The organism is Streptoalloteichus hindustanus, from assembly GCF_900129375.1.
GTDB classification, from domain to species: Bacteria; Actinomycetota; Actinomycetes; order Mycobacteriales; family Pseudonocardiaceae; genus Streptoalloteichus; species Streptoalloteichus hindustanus.
On record NZ_FQVN01000002.1, the window covers coordinates 160,511 to 177,448 of the forward strand.

Consider the following 16,938-nt stretch of genomic DNA (forward strand, 5'->3'; position numbering starts at 1 on the left):
TTTACCCGCTCGTGATTGCCCGTGAGTGCTCGGAGTTGCTTGTTCGGAGCGGAACAAAGGTCACATTCGCGGTTCCCGGGGCCGCCCCGCTGGTGCGGGGCGGCCCCTCGCCGTCGGCGGCGGTGAGGGCGGCAAAACGTGTTGTTGATCATGTTTCGGCACCCCTCCGACCCTGGGCTTAATCGATTCACAAACCGTTCACCAACCCGCGCGGGTCGCCCTCGGCTCGCGCGAAAACCCTTGTGTGGCGCGGCTTTTAGCACATCGCCGCTGGTGACGACACTGGCCCTCGTGTGTGCGGCCGTCGGTCGGAGTTGGTAGTAATTGCGGTCGGCCCACCGAGGGCCGAGCGCCGTCCACCGCCGAGACCACGCGGTCGGCGTGGGTGCGGCAAAGGTCACCGCAAGCGTCGCGTTGACACACCCGCCCCACGTTGTGCCCGGTCAGAAGCGGTCGGTACGGTCGCGGCACCGATCTAGAAGAACCCACACCACGGAGGAGATCGTGGCCCTTCCCCAGCTGACCGAGGAGCAGCGGGCCGCAGCGTTGGAGAAGGCGGCTGCAGCCCGTCGCGCCCGCGCCGAGCTCAAGGAGCGCCTCAAGCGCGGCGGCACCAACCTGAAGGAGGTGCTGGCTGCCGCGGACAGCGACGAGGTTCTGGGCAAGATGAAGGTCTCCGCGCTGCTGGAGGCTCTGCCCGGCGTCGGCAAGGTCCGCGCCGCGCAGATCATGGAGCGTCTGGAGATCGCCCCGAGCCGCCGCCTGCGCGGTCTGGGCGACCGCCAGCGCAAGGCCCTGCTCGCCGAGTTCGGCGGCGAGTGAGCACCACGCCCAGCGGTGAGCCGGGGTCGACCGTCGGTCGACCTCGGCTCACCGTGGTTTCCGGACCCTCCGGCGTCGGCAAGTCGAGCGTGCTCGCCGAGCTGCGCCGGCTGCGCCCCGAGATCTTCTTCAGCGTCTCGGTGACCACGCGGACGCCCCGACCCGGCGAGGTCGACGGCGTGCACTACCACTTCACCGACCACGCGGAGTTCCACCGCATGGCCGGCGCCGGCGAGCTGCTGGAGCACGCGGAGTACGCGGGCAACCGCTACGGCACCCCGCGCGGTCCGGTGGAGCGCGCGCTGGCCGAGGGCCGCCCGGCCCTGTTGGAGATCGAGGTGCAGGGCGCCCGCCAGGTGCGCGCGACCATGCCCGACGCCCAGCTCGTGATGCTGCTGCCGCCGTCGTGGGACGTGCTGGTGGACCGGCTGACCGGCCGGGGCACCGAGGACCCCGAGGTGGTGCGCCGCCGACTGGCCGCGGCCAGGGAGGAGTTGGACGCCGTCGGGGAGTTCGACGCCACCGTGGTCAACACCGACGTGCGGAACGCCGCCGCCGAGTTGCTAACCTTGGTAGTTGGCCCGGGGCTCAGTCCCCACTCGCGTTCGTGACGCCGACAGCCGGGTAGCCTCGGCGGCACGCTGCTGGTGAGCCCGGCCGCACCAACCCAACCCCTGACCGCAGGAGCATGCGAGTGACCACCCCCACCGAGCTGAGCGCCCTGGCCGCGCCGGCGCTGACCGCGCCGGAGGGCATCACCAACCCGCCGATCGACGACCTTCTGGAGAAGGTCAGCTCGAAGTACGCGCTGGTCATCTACGCCGCCAAGCGGGCACGCCAGATCAACGACTACTACGCGCAGCTCGGTGAGGGCCTGCTGGAGTACGTCGGCCCGCTGGTGGAGCCGGGGCCGAGGGAGAAGCCGCTGTCGATCGCGCTGCGCGAGATCCACACCGGCCTGCTCGAGCACACCGAGGGCGAGTGACACACCAGGTCGACGGCCGCCGTCCACGCGTCGTACTGGGCGTGGGCGGCGGCATCGCCGCGTACAAGGCGTGCGAGGTGCTCCGCCGGCTCACCGAGTCCGGCCACGAGGTGCGTGTCGCGCCCACCGAGGCCGCCCTGCGGTTCGTCGGCGCCGCCACCTTCGAGGCGCTGTCCGGTCAGCCGGTGCGCACCGGCGTGTTCGCGGACGTTCCCGAGGTGCCGCACGTGCGCCTGGGCCAGACCGCCGACCTCGTGCTCGTCGTGCCCACCACCGCGGACCTGCTCGCGAAGGCCGCGCACGGCCTCGCCGACGACCTGCTGACGAACACCCTGCTCACCGCCCGGTGCCCGGTGCTGCTCGTGCCGGCCATGCACACCGAGATGTGGGAGCACCCGGCCACGAGGGACAACGTGGCGCTGCTGCGGAGCCGGGGTGTCGTGGTGGCCGAGCCGGCCAGCGGCCGGCTGACCGGCGCCGACACCGGCAGGGGCCGGCTGCCGGAGCCCGCCGAGATCGTCGAGCTCGCCCGGCTGCTGCTGGCCCGGCCCGACGCGCTGCCGCGCGACCTCGCCGGCCGCCGGGTCGTGGTGTCCGCGGGCGGGACCAGGGAGCCGCTGGACCCGGTCCGCTTCCTGGGCAACCGCTCCTCCGGCCGGCAGGGCTACGCCCTGGCCAGCGTCGCCGCCCAGCGGGGCGCCGAGGTGACGCTGGTCGGCGCGAACACGACCGGCCTGGCCGAGCCCGCCGGCGTGGAGGTCGTGCGCGTGGGCACGGCGCTGGAGCTGCGGGACGCCGTGCACGCCGCGGCCAAGGACGCCGACATCGTGGTGATGGCCGCCGCGGTGGCCGACTTCCGGCCGCGCGAGACGGTCGAACACAAGATCAAGAAAACGGACGGCGACCCGGAGCCGGTCGCGCTGACCCGCAACCCCGACGTGCTCGTCGAACTGGTGCGGGACCGGCGGCCGGGCCAGCTCGTCGTCGGCTTCGCCGCCGAGACCGGCGACGCGGGTGGCGACGTGCTCGCCCACGGCAGGGCCAAACTCGCCCGCAAGGGGTGTGACCTGCTGGTTCTCAACGCCGTGGGGGACGGCCGGGCCTTCGAGGTCGAGGACAACGCCGGATGGCTGCTCGCCGCGGGTGGATCCGAGCGGACGATCCCGCACGGCTCCAAGGCGCACTTCGCTTCGCACGTCTGGGACGAAATCGTCCACATACTGTCCGAATGAGCCAGTGGTGGTATCCCACCAGTAGTCTGGCCGTAGTTTCCGAAGCCCGCAGGTGTGGGGAGAACCGTGACCAAGCAGAGCCGTAGGCTGTTCACCAGTGAGTCCGTGACCGAGGGTCACCCGGACAAGATCTGTGACGCGATCAGTGACTCGGTGCTGGACGAGCTCCTGCGCAAGGACCCCCGCTCGCGGGTGGCGGTGGAGACGCTGGTGACCACGGGCCAGGTGCACGTGGTCGGCGAGGTGACCACTGAGGCGTACGCCGACATTCCCTCGATCGTGCGTGAAGTCATCCTCGGTATTGGTTACGACTCCTCGGCCAAGGGTTTCGACGGGAACTCCTGTGGTGTGAATGTGGCGATCGGCGCGCAGTCGCCGGACATCGCCCAGGGCGTGGACACCGCCTACGAGAGCCGGGTGGGCGAGTCCGAGGACGAGATCGCCAAGCAGGGTGCCGGCGACCAGGGCCTGATGTTCGGCTACGCGTGCACCGACACCCCCGAGCTGATGCCGTTGCCGATCGCGTTGTCGCACCGGTTGTCGCGTCGGTTGACCCGGGTGCGGAAGGACGGCGTGCTGCCGTACCTGCGCCCGGACGGCAAGACGCAGGTGACGATCGAGTACGCCGGGGACCAGCCGGTGCGGCTGGACACGGTGGTGGTGTCGACGCAGCACGCGGCGGACATCGACCTGGAGAAGATGCTCGGGGTGGACATCCGGGAGCACGTGGTGGCCCCGGAGGTCGCCGAGCTGGGGTTGGACACCGAGGACGTGCGCCTGCTGGTGAACCCGACGGGCCGGTTCGTGATCGGTGGTCCGATGGGTGACGCCGGCCTGACCGGCCGCAAGATCATTGTGGACACCTACGGCGGCATGGCCCGGCACGGCGGTGGCGCGTTCTCCGGCAAGGACCCGTCGAAGGTGGACCGCTCGGCCGCCTACGCCATGCGGTGGGTGGCGAAGAACGCCGTGGCCGCCGGCCTGGCGTCGCGGCTGGAGGTGCAGGTCGCGTACGCGATCGGCAAGGCCGCGCCGGTGGGGTTGTTCGTGGAGACGTTCGGGACCGAGACCGTGGACCCGGCGAAGATCCAGGCGGCCGTCTCGGAGGTGTTCGACCTGCGTCCGGCGGCGATCATCCGGGACCTGGACCTGCTCCGGCCGATCTACGCGCAGACGGCCGCGTACGGCCACTTCGGCCGGCCGGACCTGGACCTGCCGTGGGAGCGGACCGACCGCGTCGACGCCCTCAAGGCCGCCGCCGGGCTCTGACCGGTGACGCTGGGCGAGCCGGCGCCAGACCTCTCCTCCGCCGCCGCGGAACAGCTCTACGGCACGTTGGCCGGGCTGTTCCGCGGCGGCGGTCCGGTTCCCAACTCGGTCCTCGGTCCGGTTCTGGACGTCGGGGCGGGCAGCGGCCGCCTCGCGGCCGAGCTGGCCCGGCGCGGGGTGCCGCTGCTGCTGCTCGACCTGACCGACGCCCGGCAGGCCGGTGCTCCCAACGCTCCCTTCCTCCGTGGTGACGCCAGCCGTCTGCCGGTCCGGTCCGGCTCCTGCTCCGGCGTCCACCTCGCGCGGGTGTTGCTCCACCTCGCCGACTGGCGCGCCGCCGCGGCCGAGTGCGTCCGGGTGCTGCGGCCGGCCGGCGTGCTGGCACTGTCGTTGGGTTGGCGGCTCTACGACGGCCCGCTCCGGGAGCTCGTCGGCGCGGTCCACGACGCGGCCGAGGCGCGTGGGTTGCGTCTGGAGCCGGTTCGGGCCGACCTGGACGGTCCCGAGGAGCTCGACAGCGCGTTCCTGCGCCTCGGGCTGGGCTCGCCCGAGCTCGTCGAGGTGAGCGGAGCGGTTGCGGTGACGCCACGGCAGGCGGTGGCCGACGCCGTGCACACCACCCATCGCTGGCTTCCCGGCCAGGATCTCGGGGCTTTGCCGGACATCGGCGCGGCGGTGCTCGCTGGGAGCGGGCTGGATGCGGACCAGCCGATTCCCCAGGTACGCACCGTCAGCTACCGCGTCTACCGCCGCGAACGCTGACCGCACTCAGCGCTTGGGTGAACTGGAAGCTGACCTGCGGTGGGGTGGCCCGGGGAAATGTCTTCTGGTTCGGCGTCTCGGGCTGGTTCGGAGGTCTCTGAGGGTGATGGTGGCGGCGGGGTTTCGTCACACTGACGGCGCAGTGGTCGCAGGCGGGCGTCGAGGTCGGTGGGGTCTGGTAGACCAGCGGTGATGACACGAGCGGGGAAGTCAGGGGGGCGTGCCCGGCGGGGGGAGTCGCAGCCCGCAGCCCGGTCGCCGGTCGCGCGGGTGGTCGTCGACGTGCCGCTGGCCCACCTGGACCGGCCCTTCGACTACCTGGTGCCCGACCGGCTCGACGACGACGTGACGCCCGGCTGCCGGGTGCGGGTGCGGTTCGCCGGCAAGGTCGTGGACGGGTACGTGCTGGAGCGCGTCGAGGAGTCCGCGCACCCCGGCCGGCTGGCGTACCTGGACCGCGTGGTCTCGTCGGAACCAGTGCTACCGCCCGCGACGGCCGCGTTGGCCAGGGCGGTCGCCGACCGCTACGCGGGCATGCTCGTCGACGTCCTGCGGCTGGCGATCCCGCCCCGGCACGCGCGGGCCGAGGCCGAGCCGCCGAGGGACCCCGCGCCGGTCCCGGAGCGGCCGGCGGCGCTTGGCTGGGACCGCTACCCCCGTGGGCGGATCTTCCTGGACGCCGTGCACGCCGGCCGCCCGGCGCACGCGGTGTGGCAGGCGCTGCCGGGGGAGGACTGGCCCCGCCGGCTCGCCGAGGCCGCGGCCACGGCCGCCGCGGCCGGTCGGGGCGCGGTGGTCGTCGTGCCCGACCACCGCGACCTCGCCAGGGTGCACGCCGCGTGCGTCGAGCTGGTGGGCGCGGACGACGTGGTCGCGCTGTCCGCGGATCTCGGCCCCGCCGAGCGGTACCGGCGCTGGTTGGCGGTGCTGCGGGGGTCCGCGCGGGTCGTGGTCGGAACCCGGGCGACGGCGTTCGCCCCGGTCGCCGACCCCGGGCTGCTGGTGGTCTGGGACGACGGCGACGACCTGCACGCGGAGCAGCGTTCGCCCTACGCGCACGCGCGCGACGTGCTCGCGCAGCGCGCGCACCTGAGCGGAGCGGCGCTGCTCGTGGCGGGCTTCGCCAGGACGGCGGAGGCGCAACTGCTGGTCGACTCCCACTGGGCGCACGAGATCGTCGCCCCGAGGGACGCGGTGCGGGCGGCCGCGCCCCGGGTGACCGCCATCGGGGAGGACGACACCCAGCTCGCGAGGGATCCCGCCGCGCGCGCGGCGCGGTTGCCGTCGGTGGCCTTCGAGGCGGCGCGGGGGGCGTTGTCCGCCGGCGCTCCGGTGCTGGTCCAGGTGCCGCGGCGGGGCTACGTGCCCGGGCTGGCCTGCGCCTCCTGCCGGGAGCCGGCGCGCTGTCGTCGCTGCGCGGGGCCGCTGGCGCTGCCCGGCCCGGCCGGTGGGCGGGGGGAGGCGGCGCGCCCCGCGGCTTGCCGGTGGTGCGGCGCGACCGAGGCGGCGTTCCGCTGTCCGTCCTGCGGTTCGCGGCGGTTGCGGGCCACGGCGATCGGGGCGCGGCGCACGGCGGAGGAGCTGGGCCGGGCGTTCCCGGGCGTCGCGGTGCGCACGTCCGGCGCGGGAGAGGTGTTGGCCACCGTGCCGGCCCAGCCCGCGCTGGTCGTCGCCACGCCGGGCGCGGAACCGGTCGCCGAGGACGGCTACGGCGCCGCGCTGCTGCTCGACGGTCGGGTGTTGCTGGCCCGTCCCGACCTGCGGGCGGCGGAGGAGGCGCTGCGCCGCTGGCTCACCGCCGCCGCGCTGGTCCGGCCGGCGGGGCGGGGCGGTCGGGTCGTGGTGGTCGCGGAGTCCGGGCTCACGCCGGTGCAGGCCCTCGTGCGCTGGGACCCGGCGTGGCACGCCGCCGCCGAGCTGGCGGGGCGGACCGAGCTCGGCTTCCCGCCGGCGGTGCGGATGGCCACGGTCGACGGTTCCCCGGCCGCGGTCGCCGACCTGGTGGATGGGGCGCGGCTGCCCGAGTCCGCCGAGATCCTCGGGCCGGTGCCGCTCGGTGAGGTCGACGAGGAGGGGGTCGCGGAGCGCGAGCGCGTGTTGGTGCGGGTGCCGCGGCCGGACGGGCGTGCGTTGGCCGCTGCGCTGGCCGAGGCGCAGGCGGTGCGCACCGCGCGCAAGGAGGCCGAGGCGGTCCGGGTGCGTCTCGACCCGCTCGACATGCTCTGAGTGCTCATGCTCCGAGTACTGCGGGGAACTGACTGCCTCGCGTGGTCTGGGGTTGTGCTCGTCGCTTTGTGCGCAGGGATGGTTTTGCGGCATAGCACCGAAGTCGTGCTGAGGCAAACAGTTGTCCACAGCCTCGTGGTGGCCGCTGTGCCATGGAGTGAGAAGACCCGACAGGCGGGTGAGGGCTGGTCGAGTTGTCCACAGGCCGGGGGCGCGGGCTTTCGCGGCGCTTCGCTCGGCGGATAGGCTGGAGCGGGGCTCGCCCCCCGGGACGGGTGGGGGCTGTCCAGCGGCGGCGGGGGATCTGCGCGGTTTCTGGGCGCAGGGCAGGTGATCGGCCGAGGAGCCTCCGTTCTGGGGCTCGTTCTTCGGTGTCTCACTTGGTGGGAGATGGTCGCTCCGAGAGCACGTTCCGCCGAGCACTGCTCGTGTGGTCCCAGTCGGGCAGGCGCGGCAACTCCTTCCGAGATCTCTCCGAGGTGGGTGGGCGTTCCGGAGGCCTTTGGCGCCCAGGGCATCCGGGGTGGTTCGAGGTGACTGCGGTTTTCCGCAGTCACACCTTGTGGACTTCCGGGTTGTCTGCGACGGACGTGTGCCGGCAGAGTGGCGGAACGTGTTCGATCGTTCACCGGAGGTTCCGATGCTGCGGAAGTGGGCTCCCCTGCTCGCGGCGTTGCTCGTCGCCACCGTTCCGGCCGTGGTGCCGGCGTTGGGCGCCACCCCCGAGACGCTGGCCAAGCGGGCCGAGGCGGTCGGCTACGGTGGCGCGGTGTCCAGTGTGGACGCGGACGCGACCGCCGCCGGCATCGAGGTCCTCCGGCAGGGGGGCAACGCGGCCGACGCCGCGGTGGCCGTCGCCGCCGCGCTGGGCGTCACCGAACCCTTCTCCAGCGGCTTCGGCGGCGGCGGGTTCCTCGTCTACTACGACGCGCGCACCGGCAGAGTGTCCACATTGGACGGACGGGAGACCGCGCCGGCGGCGGTGGACCAGGACCTGTTCCTGGAGAACGGGCGGCCGATCCCCTTCGAGGAGGCGGTCACCAGCGGGTTGTCCGTCGGTGTTCCGGGAACCCCGATGACCTGGCGGACCGCGCTGGAGCGGTTCGGCACCCGCCGGCTGCCGGACGTGCTCCGCCCCGCGGTGCGGATCGCCGAGCGCGGGTTCGTCGTCGACGAGTACTTCCAGTCGCTGGTGCGGGAGAACGCCGCGCGGTTCGCCGCGTTCCCGGCCACCCGCGACCTGTTCCTGCCCGGCGGCAAGCCGCCGGAGGTGGGCACCGTGCTGCGCAACCCCGACCTCGCCCGCACCTACCGGTTGCTCGCCGAGCGCGGACCGGACGTGCTCTACCACGGGGAGATCGGCCGCGACGTGGTGCGCACCGTGCAGCACCCGCCGGTCGACCCCGCGTCCGGCCGCACCGTGCGCCCGGGGCGGATGACCGAGGCCGACCTGCACTCCTACTCCGTGCTGACGCGGGCGCCGAGCAGGGTGAGCTACCGCGGGCTGGACGTCTACGGCATGGCCCCGTCGTCCTCCGGTGGGACCACGGTCGGTGAGGCGTTGAACATCCTGGAGCGGACGGATCTGACCGGGCTGTCGAAGGACGAGTACCTGCACCGCTTCCTGGAGGCGAGCAAGCTCGCCTTCGCCGACCGCAACCGGTGGGTGGGCGACCCGGAGTTCGTCGACGTGCCCACGCGGGAACTGCTCAGCCAGCGGTTCGCCGACAGCCGGTCCTGCCTGGTCCAGCCGCACCGGGCATTGCCGGCGCCGGTCGCCCCGGGTGACCCCCACGACCCGCGGCCCTGCGCCACCGACGGCGAGCCGCTGTCCAAGCCGGACGAGGGGCAGAGCACCACGCACCTGACGGTCGCCGACCGCTGGGGCAACATCGCCTCCTACACGTTGACCATCGAGCAGACCGGCGGCAGCGGCATCGTCGTGCCGGGGCGCGGCTTCCTGCTCAACAACGAGCTGACCGACTTCGACTTCACGCCGCTGGCGCCGGGTGTGCCCGACCCCAACCTGCCCGAGTCGGGCAAGCGCCCGCGCAGCTCGATGAGCCCGACGATCGTGCTGGCGCAGGGCCGGCCCGTGCTGGCGGTGGGCAGCCCCGGGGGCGCCACGATCATCACCACGGTGCTCCAGGTCCTCACCGGGCGGCTGGACCGGGGCCTGTCCCTGGTGGACGCCATCGCCGAGCCGAGGGCCAGCCAACGCAACGCCGCGACCACCGACGTCGAGGCGGCGTTCGGCGGCCAGGGCGAGCGGGCCGCGCTGGCGGCGTGGGGGCACCAGTTCAAACCCCGCGCGAGCATCGGCCTGGCCACCGGCGTGGAGCGGTTGCCGGACGGTCGGTGGGTGGCCGCGGCCGAAAGCGTCCGGGGCGGTGGCGGCGCCGCCGCCGTCCTGCGGCCGATCCGCCCAGGAGAGTGACGCCGCACCACGCCGAGCAGGAGCGGCCCTGGGCCTCGTGATCCTGCCCGGTGCTGCCGGTGTCCCACGCCGGCAGCACCAGGGCAAGGTCAGTGAGCCTCGCTGCCGGGAAGACCGCTGACCGACCCGCCACAGGGTTGGTCAGCGAGCCTCCCCGGCCCGGGGTACCAGCGTTGTCAGTCCTGCCAGGCCCCTGCCGCGGCCGCCTCCGCGACGAACTGGGCGAAGTCACGCGGCGGGCGGCCGAGCGCGCGCACCACACCGTCGGACAGGTGGCTGTCCATGCCGCGGCGAATCGGGCCGATCACGTCGGCGTAGTCGTCGGCGTCGGCCTTCGGCCACCCCTGGGCGACCAGCTCGGCGACGAACTCCTCCACGGACAGCGGCACGTAGCGGACCGCGCGTCCGGTGGCCTTCGCGATGAGCGCCGCGACCTCGGCGATCGTCACCGCCGTCGGCCCGGACAACTCGTAGGTCTGCCCCGCGTGGCCGTCCTCGGTGAGCGCCGCGACCGCCACGGCGGCGATGTCCTCGGCGTCGACGAAGCTGGCCGCGCCGTCGCCGGCGGGCAGCCGCAGCTCCCCGGCCAGCACCGCGTCGCGGAAGAACCCCTCGCTGAAGTTCTGCGCGAACCACCCGGGACGCACGATCGTCCACTCCAGGCCGCAGGAGCGCACCGCGTCCTCGCCGTCGATGTGGGTCAGGCCGGCTGCGCCGTTCTCTCGCATGTAGCCGGGCACGTCGACGCCGCGCCCGGAGAGCAGCACCACGCGCTCGACGCCGAGCTCCTCCGCGCGTCGGACGAACGGCCGGGTCAGCATCTCGCCGTCGTGCGGGACGAGGAGGACACGCCGCACCCCCGCCAGGGCGGTGTCCCACGTGGTCGGGTCGGACCAGTCGAAGGCGGGCGTGGCCGAGCGCGAGCCGACGCGGACGGGAACGCCGCTGTCCCGGAGCAGCGCGACGGCCCGCCGCCCGACCTTGCCCGTGCCGCCGGTCACCAGGATCGGATGTTGAGTCATGCGCACAATCCCATTCGTCCTTCCCCGGCGGAACCATGGTCAGGACGCTCGGGCCGATGTTCGCCCGTCTACCTTCGGACGGGTGGACACGCTGACGGACCTGCTGGCCGGGGTGCGAGCCCGGGGCGCCCTCGTCACCCGGACCGTCACGAGCCCGTCGTGGTCCGTGCGCTTCGCGAGCGGCGCCCAGCTGACCCTGATCACAGCGCTGGCCGGGCGGGCGTGGCTCGTTCCGGCCCACGCGGGGCCGGTGCCGGTCGAGCCGGGCGACGTCGCGGTCCTTCGTGGTCCCGCCCCGTACACCGTCGCCGACGACCCGTTGACGCCGCCGGACCAGGTGATCACGCGTGACGACTACTGCGCCCGCACCAGGAGCGCGGTCGCGTCGGCCGAGGTGTCGCTGCCCGTCCGGACCTGCGGCGTCGCCGAGACCGGTCCGGCGTTGTTGCTCAGCGGCGCCTACTCCGGGGGAGCGGGTATCAGCGATCGCCTGCTCAACGCGCTCCCCGACGTTCTGGTCCTGTCGGCGGCCGACCACCGCTGCCCCTGGCTGGACGCGGTGGCCGATGAGGTCGTGCGGGACCGACCGGGCCAGCAGGCGGTGCTCGACCGCCTGCTGGACCTGATGCTCGTCTCGACCCTGCGGGCGTGGTTCGACCGCCCCGGCACCCGGGCCCCGGCGTGGTACCGCCCGATCAGCGACCAGGCGGTCGACACCGCCCTCCGGCTGCTGCACGAGAACCCCGCCCACGCCTGGACCGTGGCCGGCCTGGCCGCCAAGGTGGGGATCTCCCGGGCCGCGCTGGCCCGCCGGTTCGCCGCCGAGATCGGCGAACCGCCCATGGCTTACCTGACCGACTGGCGGCTCGCCCTGGCGGCCGACCTGCTCCGGGAAACCGACGCCACCGTGGACTCGATCGCCCGGAAAGTCGGCTACTCGACCGCTTTCGCCCTCAGCGTCGCGTTCAAGCGCCGCCGCGGCATGACCCCCACGGAACACCGGGTGGCCGCCCGCCCCGACAGTGCCCGGTGACGGGAGGCCCTGGGGCCGGCCGGAGGTGCCGCGAGCGGGGGTGCGCCGCCGGCCGACCGACGCACTCTCCGGCCGGGTGTGCGCGGGACCGCCCGTAGACTCGCTTCGGCGCCCGTGCCGGCCGAGACCGGGTCGCCGGCACGTCACCAGACACCAGTCGAGGGGAGACCTGTGGCCGTCCAGCCCATCCGGCTCTTCGGCGACCCGGTGCTGCGCACCCGCGCCACCGAGGTCGTCGACTTCGACAAGGAACTCCGCGGCCTGGTCAGGGACCTGTGGGACACCATGGAGTCCGAGGGCGGCGCGGGGTTGGCCGCACCGCAGATCGGGGTGGGCCTGCGGGTGTTCACCTACCACTGCGACGGCTTCGGCGGGCACCTGATCAACCCCACCTTCGACGTCGTCGGGGACGAGGTGCAGGACGGCCCCGAGGGCTGTCTGTCCATCCCCGGTCTGCGCTGGGACTGCACCCGGCACCTGCACGTCGTGGCCAGGGGCTGGAACATGCACGGTGAGCCGGTCGAGGTCGAGGGCAGCCAGTTGCTCGCCCGGTGCATCCAGCACGAGACCGACCACCTCGACGGCGTGTTGTTCGTCGACCGGCTGGACCCGGAGACCCGCAAGGCCGCGATGCGCGAGATCCGGCGGGCGGGCTGGTTCGGCGAGTCGGCGCCGGTGGTCAAGCAGAGTCCGCACCCGCTGTTCGGGAAGGCACGATGAGGCTGGTCTTCGCGGGAACGCCCGCGGTCGCGTTGCCCGCGCTGCGGGCGCTGCTCGACTCGTCCCGGCACGAGGTGGTCGCGGTGGTGACCCGGCCGGACGCCCCGGCGGGGCGCGGCCGCCGCCTCGTCCGCTCGCCGGTCGGCGCGCTCGCCGACGAGCACGGCGTCGAGGTGCTCACGCCGGAGCGGGCGGGCGACCCGGACTTCCTGGCCCGGCTGCGCGAGCTGGAGCCCGACTGCTGCCCGGTCGTCGCCTACGGCGCGTTGCTGCCGAAGGCGGCGCTGGCGATTCCCCGGCACGGCTGGGTGAACCTGCACTTCTCGCTGCTCCCGGCCTGGCGGGGGGCGGCTCCGGTGCAGGCGTCGGTCCGGCACGGTGACGAGATCACCGGCGCGTCCACGTTCCGCCTCGTCCGCGAGCTGGACGCCGGTCCGGTGTTCGGCGTGGTGACCGAGCCGGTGCGGCCCAGGGACACCGCGGGCGAGCTGCTGGACCGGTTGGCCGGGTCCGGCGCCCGGTTGCTACTGTCCACACTGGACGGTATTGCGGACGGCTCGGTGCGGGCCGTCGAGCAGCCGGACGAGGGCGTCAGCTTCGCCCCGAAGGTGACCGTGGACGACGCCAGGGTCGACTTCGCGCTGCCCGCGCTCGCCGTCGACCGGCTGGTCCGCTCGGTGACCCCGGAACCGGGGGCGTGGAGCGTCTTCCGCGGCGAGCGGGTCAAGCTGGGGCCGGTCCAACCGTCCGATGTGGACGGACTGGTGCCCGGCGAGCTGCGCGTGGAGAAGCGGCGCGTGCTCGTCGGCACGGCGACCTCGGCGGTGGAGCTGGGCGAGGTCCAGGCGCAGGGCAAGAAGCGGATGGCCGCCCCCGACTGGGCGCGCGGCAGCAGGATCGAGGCGGGAGAACGGCTGGGATGAGCGAGCAGCGCAGGCGACCGGCCCGGCCACACCGGTCCCGTCCGCCCCAGCGGCGCCCCGGGCCGCGCCGTCCGCCGACCGAGGACCCGGCCCGCCAGGCGGCGCTGGACACCGTGCGGGCCGTGCGGCAGCGCGACGCCTACGCCAACCTCGTGTTGCCGGGCCTGTTGCGGGACCGGCGCATCACCGGCCGGGACGCCGCGCTGGCCACCGAGCTGGCCTACGGCACCTGTCGGGCGCAGGGCCTGCTCGACGCCGTGCTGAAGGCGTGCAGCGACCGGCCGCTCAACCAGATCGACGGGCTCCTGCTGGACGCGTTGCGGCTCGGGGCCTACCAGTTGCTGCGCACCCGGATCCCGTCGCACGCCGCCGTGGCGTCCACGGTGGACCTGGTGCGGGCCGACCTCGGCTCGGGCGCCGCCGGGTTCGCCAACGCCGTGCTGCGCCGGGTCGCCGAGCACGACGAGCCGACCTGGGTGCGCGAGCTGGCGCCGGACGAGGCCACCGACCGGGTGGGGCACCTGGCGCTGGCGCACGCCCACCCGAGGTGGATCGTGCAGGCGTTCGCCGACGCGCTCGGCCCGGCCCGCGCGGAGCTGGCCGACGCCCTGGCCGCCGACGACGCCCGCCCCGCCGTGCACCTGGCCGCCCGGCCGGGCGCGGTGAGCGCGGAGGAGCTGGCCGCCATGACCGGCGGCGAGGTCGCGCCCTACTCGCCCTACGCCGTGCACCTGGAGGCCGGCGCGGGTGACCCCGGCGACCTGGAGCCGGTGCGCGAGGGACTGGCCGGGGTGCAGGACGAGGGCAGCCAGCTCGCCGCGCTCGCCCTCACCCGGGTGGAGCTGACCGGCTCGGACCAGCGGTGGCTGGACCTGTGCGCCGGCCCCGGCGGCAAGGCCGCGTTGCTCGGCTCGCTGGTCGAGCTCAACGGCGGCTCGCTGGACGCCGTCGAGCAGGCGCCGCACCGCGCGGACCTGGTGAGCAAGGCCACCCGGGACCTCCCGGTGACGGTGCACGTCGCCGACGGACGCGACAGCGGGCTGCCCGAGGGCGCGTTCGACCGGGTGCTGGTCGACGCCCCGTGCACCGGGCTGGGCTCGCTGCGCCGACGGCCGGAGTCGCGGTGGCGCCGGCAGCCCGGCGACGTCGCCGAGCTCGCCAAGCTGCAGCGCGAGCTGCTGGCGGCGGGGCTGCGGCTGGCGCGTCCTGGCGGCGTGGTGGCCTACGTCGTGTGCTCGCCGCACCTGCCGGAGACCCTCGGCATCGTCGCGGACGTGCTGCGGCGGGCGAAGAAGTCCGGTCCCGAGATCGAGCAGATCGACGCGCGGCCGTACTTCCCCGACGTCCCCCAGCTCGGTGACGGGCCGCACGTGCAGCTCTGGCCGCACCGGCACGGCACGGACGCCATGTTCTGCGCCCTGTTCCGCCGCGTCTGATTCACTCCGAGCCACCCACCTGTGTTGAGCACCGTTCAACACAGGCGGGTGTCGCTCGTGGGAGGTGTGTCCGGTGGGCTCGCTGACCGGGGCGCGCCGGGGCGGAGCCGGGCCCTGCCGCTACTCGTGAGTAACACCGGTCACGTCCCTCACCGGGCCCGGCCCGGTGACCAGGACGGATCAGGTCGCCTGCGCCGGGAGCGGTCGCGGGCAGGACATACACTGCGCGCGTGTCAGGCGCCCGCTCCGATCGTCCGATGATCGCACCCAGCATCCTGTCCGCCGACTTCGCCCGCCTGGGCGAGGAGGCCGCCGCCGTCGCCGGTCCGCCGGGGGAGGGCGCGGACTGGCTGCACGTCGACGTGATGGACGCGCACTTCGTCCCGAACCTGACGCTGGGCCTCCCGGTGGTCCAGTCGCTGCGCGCGGCCACCGACATCCCGCTCGACTGCCACCTCATGATTGAGGACCCCGACCGCTGGGCCGTGGGCTACGCCGAGGCCGGCGCGCACAACGTCACGGTGCACGTCGAGGCCGCCGCCGACCCGGTGCGGATCGCCAGGGACATCAGGGCGGCCGGCGCGAAGGCCGGCCTGTCGATCAAGCCGGGGACCCCGCTGGACCCCTACGTCGAGGTGCTGCGGCACTACGACACGCTGTTGGTCATGTCGGTCGAGCCCGGCTTCGGCGGCCAGTCGTTCATCCCGGACGTGCTGGACAAGGCGCGGCAGGCGCGGCGCCTGGTCGACACCGGCCACCTCACGCTGGTCGTGGAGATCGACGGCGGCATCAACGCGGACACGATCGAGGCCGCGGCCGAGGCGGGCGTGGACTGCTTCGTTGCCGGCTCCGCCGTCTACGGGGCCGAGGACCCGGGCCGCGCCGTGCGGGCGCTGCGGGAGCAGGCGGCCAACGCCGCGCACCGCGCGCGGGGCTGAGCCGGGGCGACGGGGAGACGACGGGAGACGACACCGTGGACGTCGACCCCTCCGGCGGATGGGACCGCTCCTCGCGCGCCGCGATGGCGCTGGCCGTCGCGGCGAGCGAGGACGTGCGCGGCACGACCAGCCCGAACCCGCCGGTCGGCTGCGTGGTGCTCGACGCCGCGGGTGAGGTCGTGGGGGTCGGCGCCACCCAGCCCCCCGGTGGCCCCCACGCCGAGGTCATGGCGTTGCGGGCGGCCGGAGAGCGGGCGCGGGGCGGCACGGCGTTCGTGACGTTGGAGCCGTGCGCGCACCACGGGCGCACCCCGCCGTGCACGGAGGCGTTGATCAGCGCCGGGGTGGCCGCCGTGGTCCACGCGGTCGTCGACCCCAACCCGCGAGCCGCCGGTGGCGCGGACGTGCTGCGCGCCGCGGGCGTCCGCGTGGAGAGCGGCCTGCTGGCGCGCGAGGTGGAGCGGGGCCCGCTGCGGGCCTGGCTGCACTACGCGCGCACCGGGCAACCCCACGTGACCTGGAAGTACGCGGCCACCCTCGACGGCAGGTCGGCCGCGGCCGACGGCACCAGCAAGTGGATCAGCTCCGCCGAGTCGCGCGCGGAGGTGCACCGGGTGCGGCGGCAGGTCGACGCGATCGTGGCCGGCCTCGGCACCGTGCTCGCCGACGACCCCCAGCTCACCGCGCGCACCCCTGAGGGCGTGCTCGCCGACCGCCAGCCGTTGCGGGTCGTGGTCGGCGAGGGCGACCTGCCGGCCGGCGCGCGCGTCCTCGACGACAGCGCCGAGACGCTGCACCTGCGCACCAGGGACGTGGACGAGGTGCTCGCGGCCCTGGCCGGGCGCGGCGTGGTGGACGTGCTGCTGGAGGGCGGCCCGCGCCTGGCCGGCGCGTTCCTGGCCGCGGGCCGGGTGCACCGGGTGCTGGCCTACCTGGCGCCGACGCTGCTGGGCGCGGGCCCGGCCGCGCTCGCCGACGCCGGGATCACGACGATCGCGGACGCGCTGCGGCTGGTCGTCGAGGACGTCACGACGAGCGGGGGCGACGTGCGGATCAGCGCGGTTCCGGCAGCGCCGCCGGGGAGCCGGTAGCGACGTGGGCGTCGCGCGGGACGCATACCGCCCCGGGCCCGG

The 16,938-nt window shown here is 74.4% G+C and carries 15 protein-coding genes; 14 read left to right on the forward strand and 1 reads right to left on the reverse strand.

Going from position 1 to position 16,938, the window contains the following annotated elements:
* The first annotated feature begins 504 nt into the window (after positions 1-504).
* From mihF to ggt, 8 genes are all read left to right on the forward strand, one after another.
* A complete protein-coding gene (gene mihF, locus BUE43_RS06305) occupies positions 505-822 on the forward strand; it encodes an integration host factor, actinobacterial type (RefSeq protein ID WP_073480456.1) in 318 nt (105 codons plus the stop codon).
* Positions 819-1,433 (forward strand): guanylate kinase, encoded by a 615-nt coding sequence (gmk, locus tag BUE43_RS06310; protein ID WP_073480457.1) that lies wholly within the window; start codon positions 819-821, stop codon positions 1,431-1,433. Before mihF ends, gmk begins: the two co-directional genes overlap by 4 nt.
* Positions 1,434-1,516: 83 nt before the next feature.
* Complete coding sequence (gene rpoZ, locus BUE43_RS06315; protein ID WP_200797396.1) at positions 1,517-1,807, forward strand: DNA-directed RNA polymerase subunit omega; 291 nt, start codon at positions 1,517-1,519, stop codon at positions 1,805-1,807.
* Positions 1,804-3,039 carry a bifunctional phosphopantothenoylcysteine decarboxylase/phosphopantothenate--cysteine ligase CoaBC gene (coaBC, locus tag BUE43_RS06320; RefSeq protein WP_073480459.1) on the forward strand — a complete coding sequence of 412 codons (1,236 nt, stop codon included), beginning with the start codon at positions 1,804-1,806 and terminating at the stop codon, positions 3,037-3,039. Before rpoZ ends, coaBC begins: the two co-directional genes overlap by 4 nt.
* A 66-nt stretch (positions 3,040-3,105) precedes the next feature.
* Complete coding sequence (gene metK / locus BUE43_RS06325; protein ID WP_073480460.1) at positions 3,106-4,308, forward strand: methionine adenosyltransferase; 1,203 nt, start codon at positions 3,106-3,108, stop codon at positions 4,306-4,308.
* Between the two features lie 3 nt (positions 4,309-4,311).
* Positions 4,312-5,070 (forward strand): class I SAM-dependent methyltransferase, encoded by a 759-nt coding sequence (locus tag BUE43_RS06330; RefSeq protein WP_073480461.1) that lies wholly within the window; start codon positions 4,312-4,314, stop codon positions 5,068-5,070.
* A 192-nt stretch (positions 5,071-5,262) separates the two neighbouring features.
* Positions 5,263-7,296: a primosomal protein N' gene (locus tag BUE43_RS06335; protein WP_159447699.1), complete on the forward strand. Its 2,034-nt coding sequence runs from the start codon at positions 5,263-5,265 to the stop codon at positions 7,294-7,296.
* Positions 7,297-7,936: 640 nt separating this feature from the next.
* Positions 7,937-9,733 (forward strand): gamma-glutamyltransferase, encoded by a 1,797-nt coding sequence (ggt, locus tag BUE43_RS06340; protein WP_073480463.1) that lies wholly within the window; start codon positions 7,937-7,939, stop codon positions 9,731-9,733.
* Between the two features lie 176 nt (positions 9,734-9,909).
* Here the strand turns inward: ggt and BUE43_RS06345 are convergent, their stop codons facing one another.
* Complete coding sequence (locus BUE43_RS06345) at positions 9,910-10,755, reverse strand: NAD(P)H-binding protein (RefSeq protein WP_073480464.1); 846 nt, start codon at positions 10,753-10,755, stop codon at positions 9,910-9,912.
* Positions 10,756-10,837: 82 nt separating this feature from the next.
* Between BUE43_RS06345 and BUE43_RS06350 the strand changes: the two genes are divergently transcribed.
* The 6 genes from BUE43_RS06350 to ribD all read left to right on the forward strand — a co-directional run bounded on the left by BUE43_RS06350 (position 10,838) and on the right by ribD (position 16,896).
* Complete coding sequence (locus BUE43_RS06350; protein ID WP_073480465.1) at positions 10,838-11,788, forward strand: AraC family transcriptional regulator; 951 nt, start codon at positions 10,838-10,840, stop codon at positions 11,786-11,788.
* A 171-nt stretch (positions 11,789-11,959) separates the two neighbouring features.
* Positions 11,960-12,508, forward strand: a complete 549-nt coding sequence (gene def / locus BUE43_RS06355; protein ID WP_073480466.1) for a peptide deformylase — start codon at positions 11,960-11,962, stop codon at positions 12,506-12,508.
* Positions 12,505-13,431, forward strand: a complete 927-nt coding sequence (fmt, locus tag BUE43_RS06360) for a methionyl-tRNA formyltransferase (protein ID WP_073480467.1) — start codon at positions 12,505-12,507, stop codon at positions 13,429-13,431. Before def ends, fmt begins: the two co-directional genes overlap by 4 nt.
* Complete coding sequence (locus BUE43_RS06365) at positions 13,428-14,867, forward strand: RsmB/NOP family class I SAM-dependent RNA methyltransferase (protein WP_073480468.1); 1,440 nt, start codon at positions 13,428-13,430, stop codon at positions 14,865-14,867. The genes fmt and BUE43_RS06365 overlap by 4 nt, the downstream gene beginning before the upstream one ends.
* 257 nt (positions 14,868-15,124) lie before the next feature.
* Positions 15,125-15,805 carry a ribulose-phosphate 3-epimerase gene (gene rpe, locus BUE43_RS06370; RefSeq protein ID WP_073480469.1) on the forward strand — a complete coding sequence of 227 codons (681 nt, stop codon included), beginning with the start codon at positions 15,125-15,127 and terminating at the stop codon, positions 15,803-15,805.
* 83 nt (positions 15,806-15,888) lie between these two features.
* Positions 15,889-16,896, forward strand: a complete 1,008-nt coding sequence (gene ribD, locus BUE43_RS06375; protein WP_073480934.1) for a bifunctional diaminohydroxyphosphoribosylaminopyrimidine deaminase/5-amino-6-(5-phosphoribosylamino)uracil reductase RibD — start codon at positions 15,889-15,891, stop codon at positions 16,894-16,896.
* Positions 16,897-16,938 lie beyond the last annotated feature (42 nt).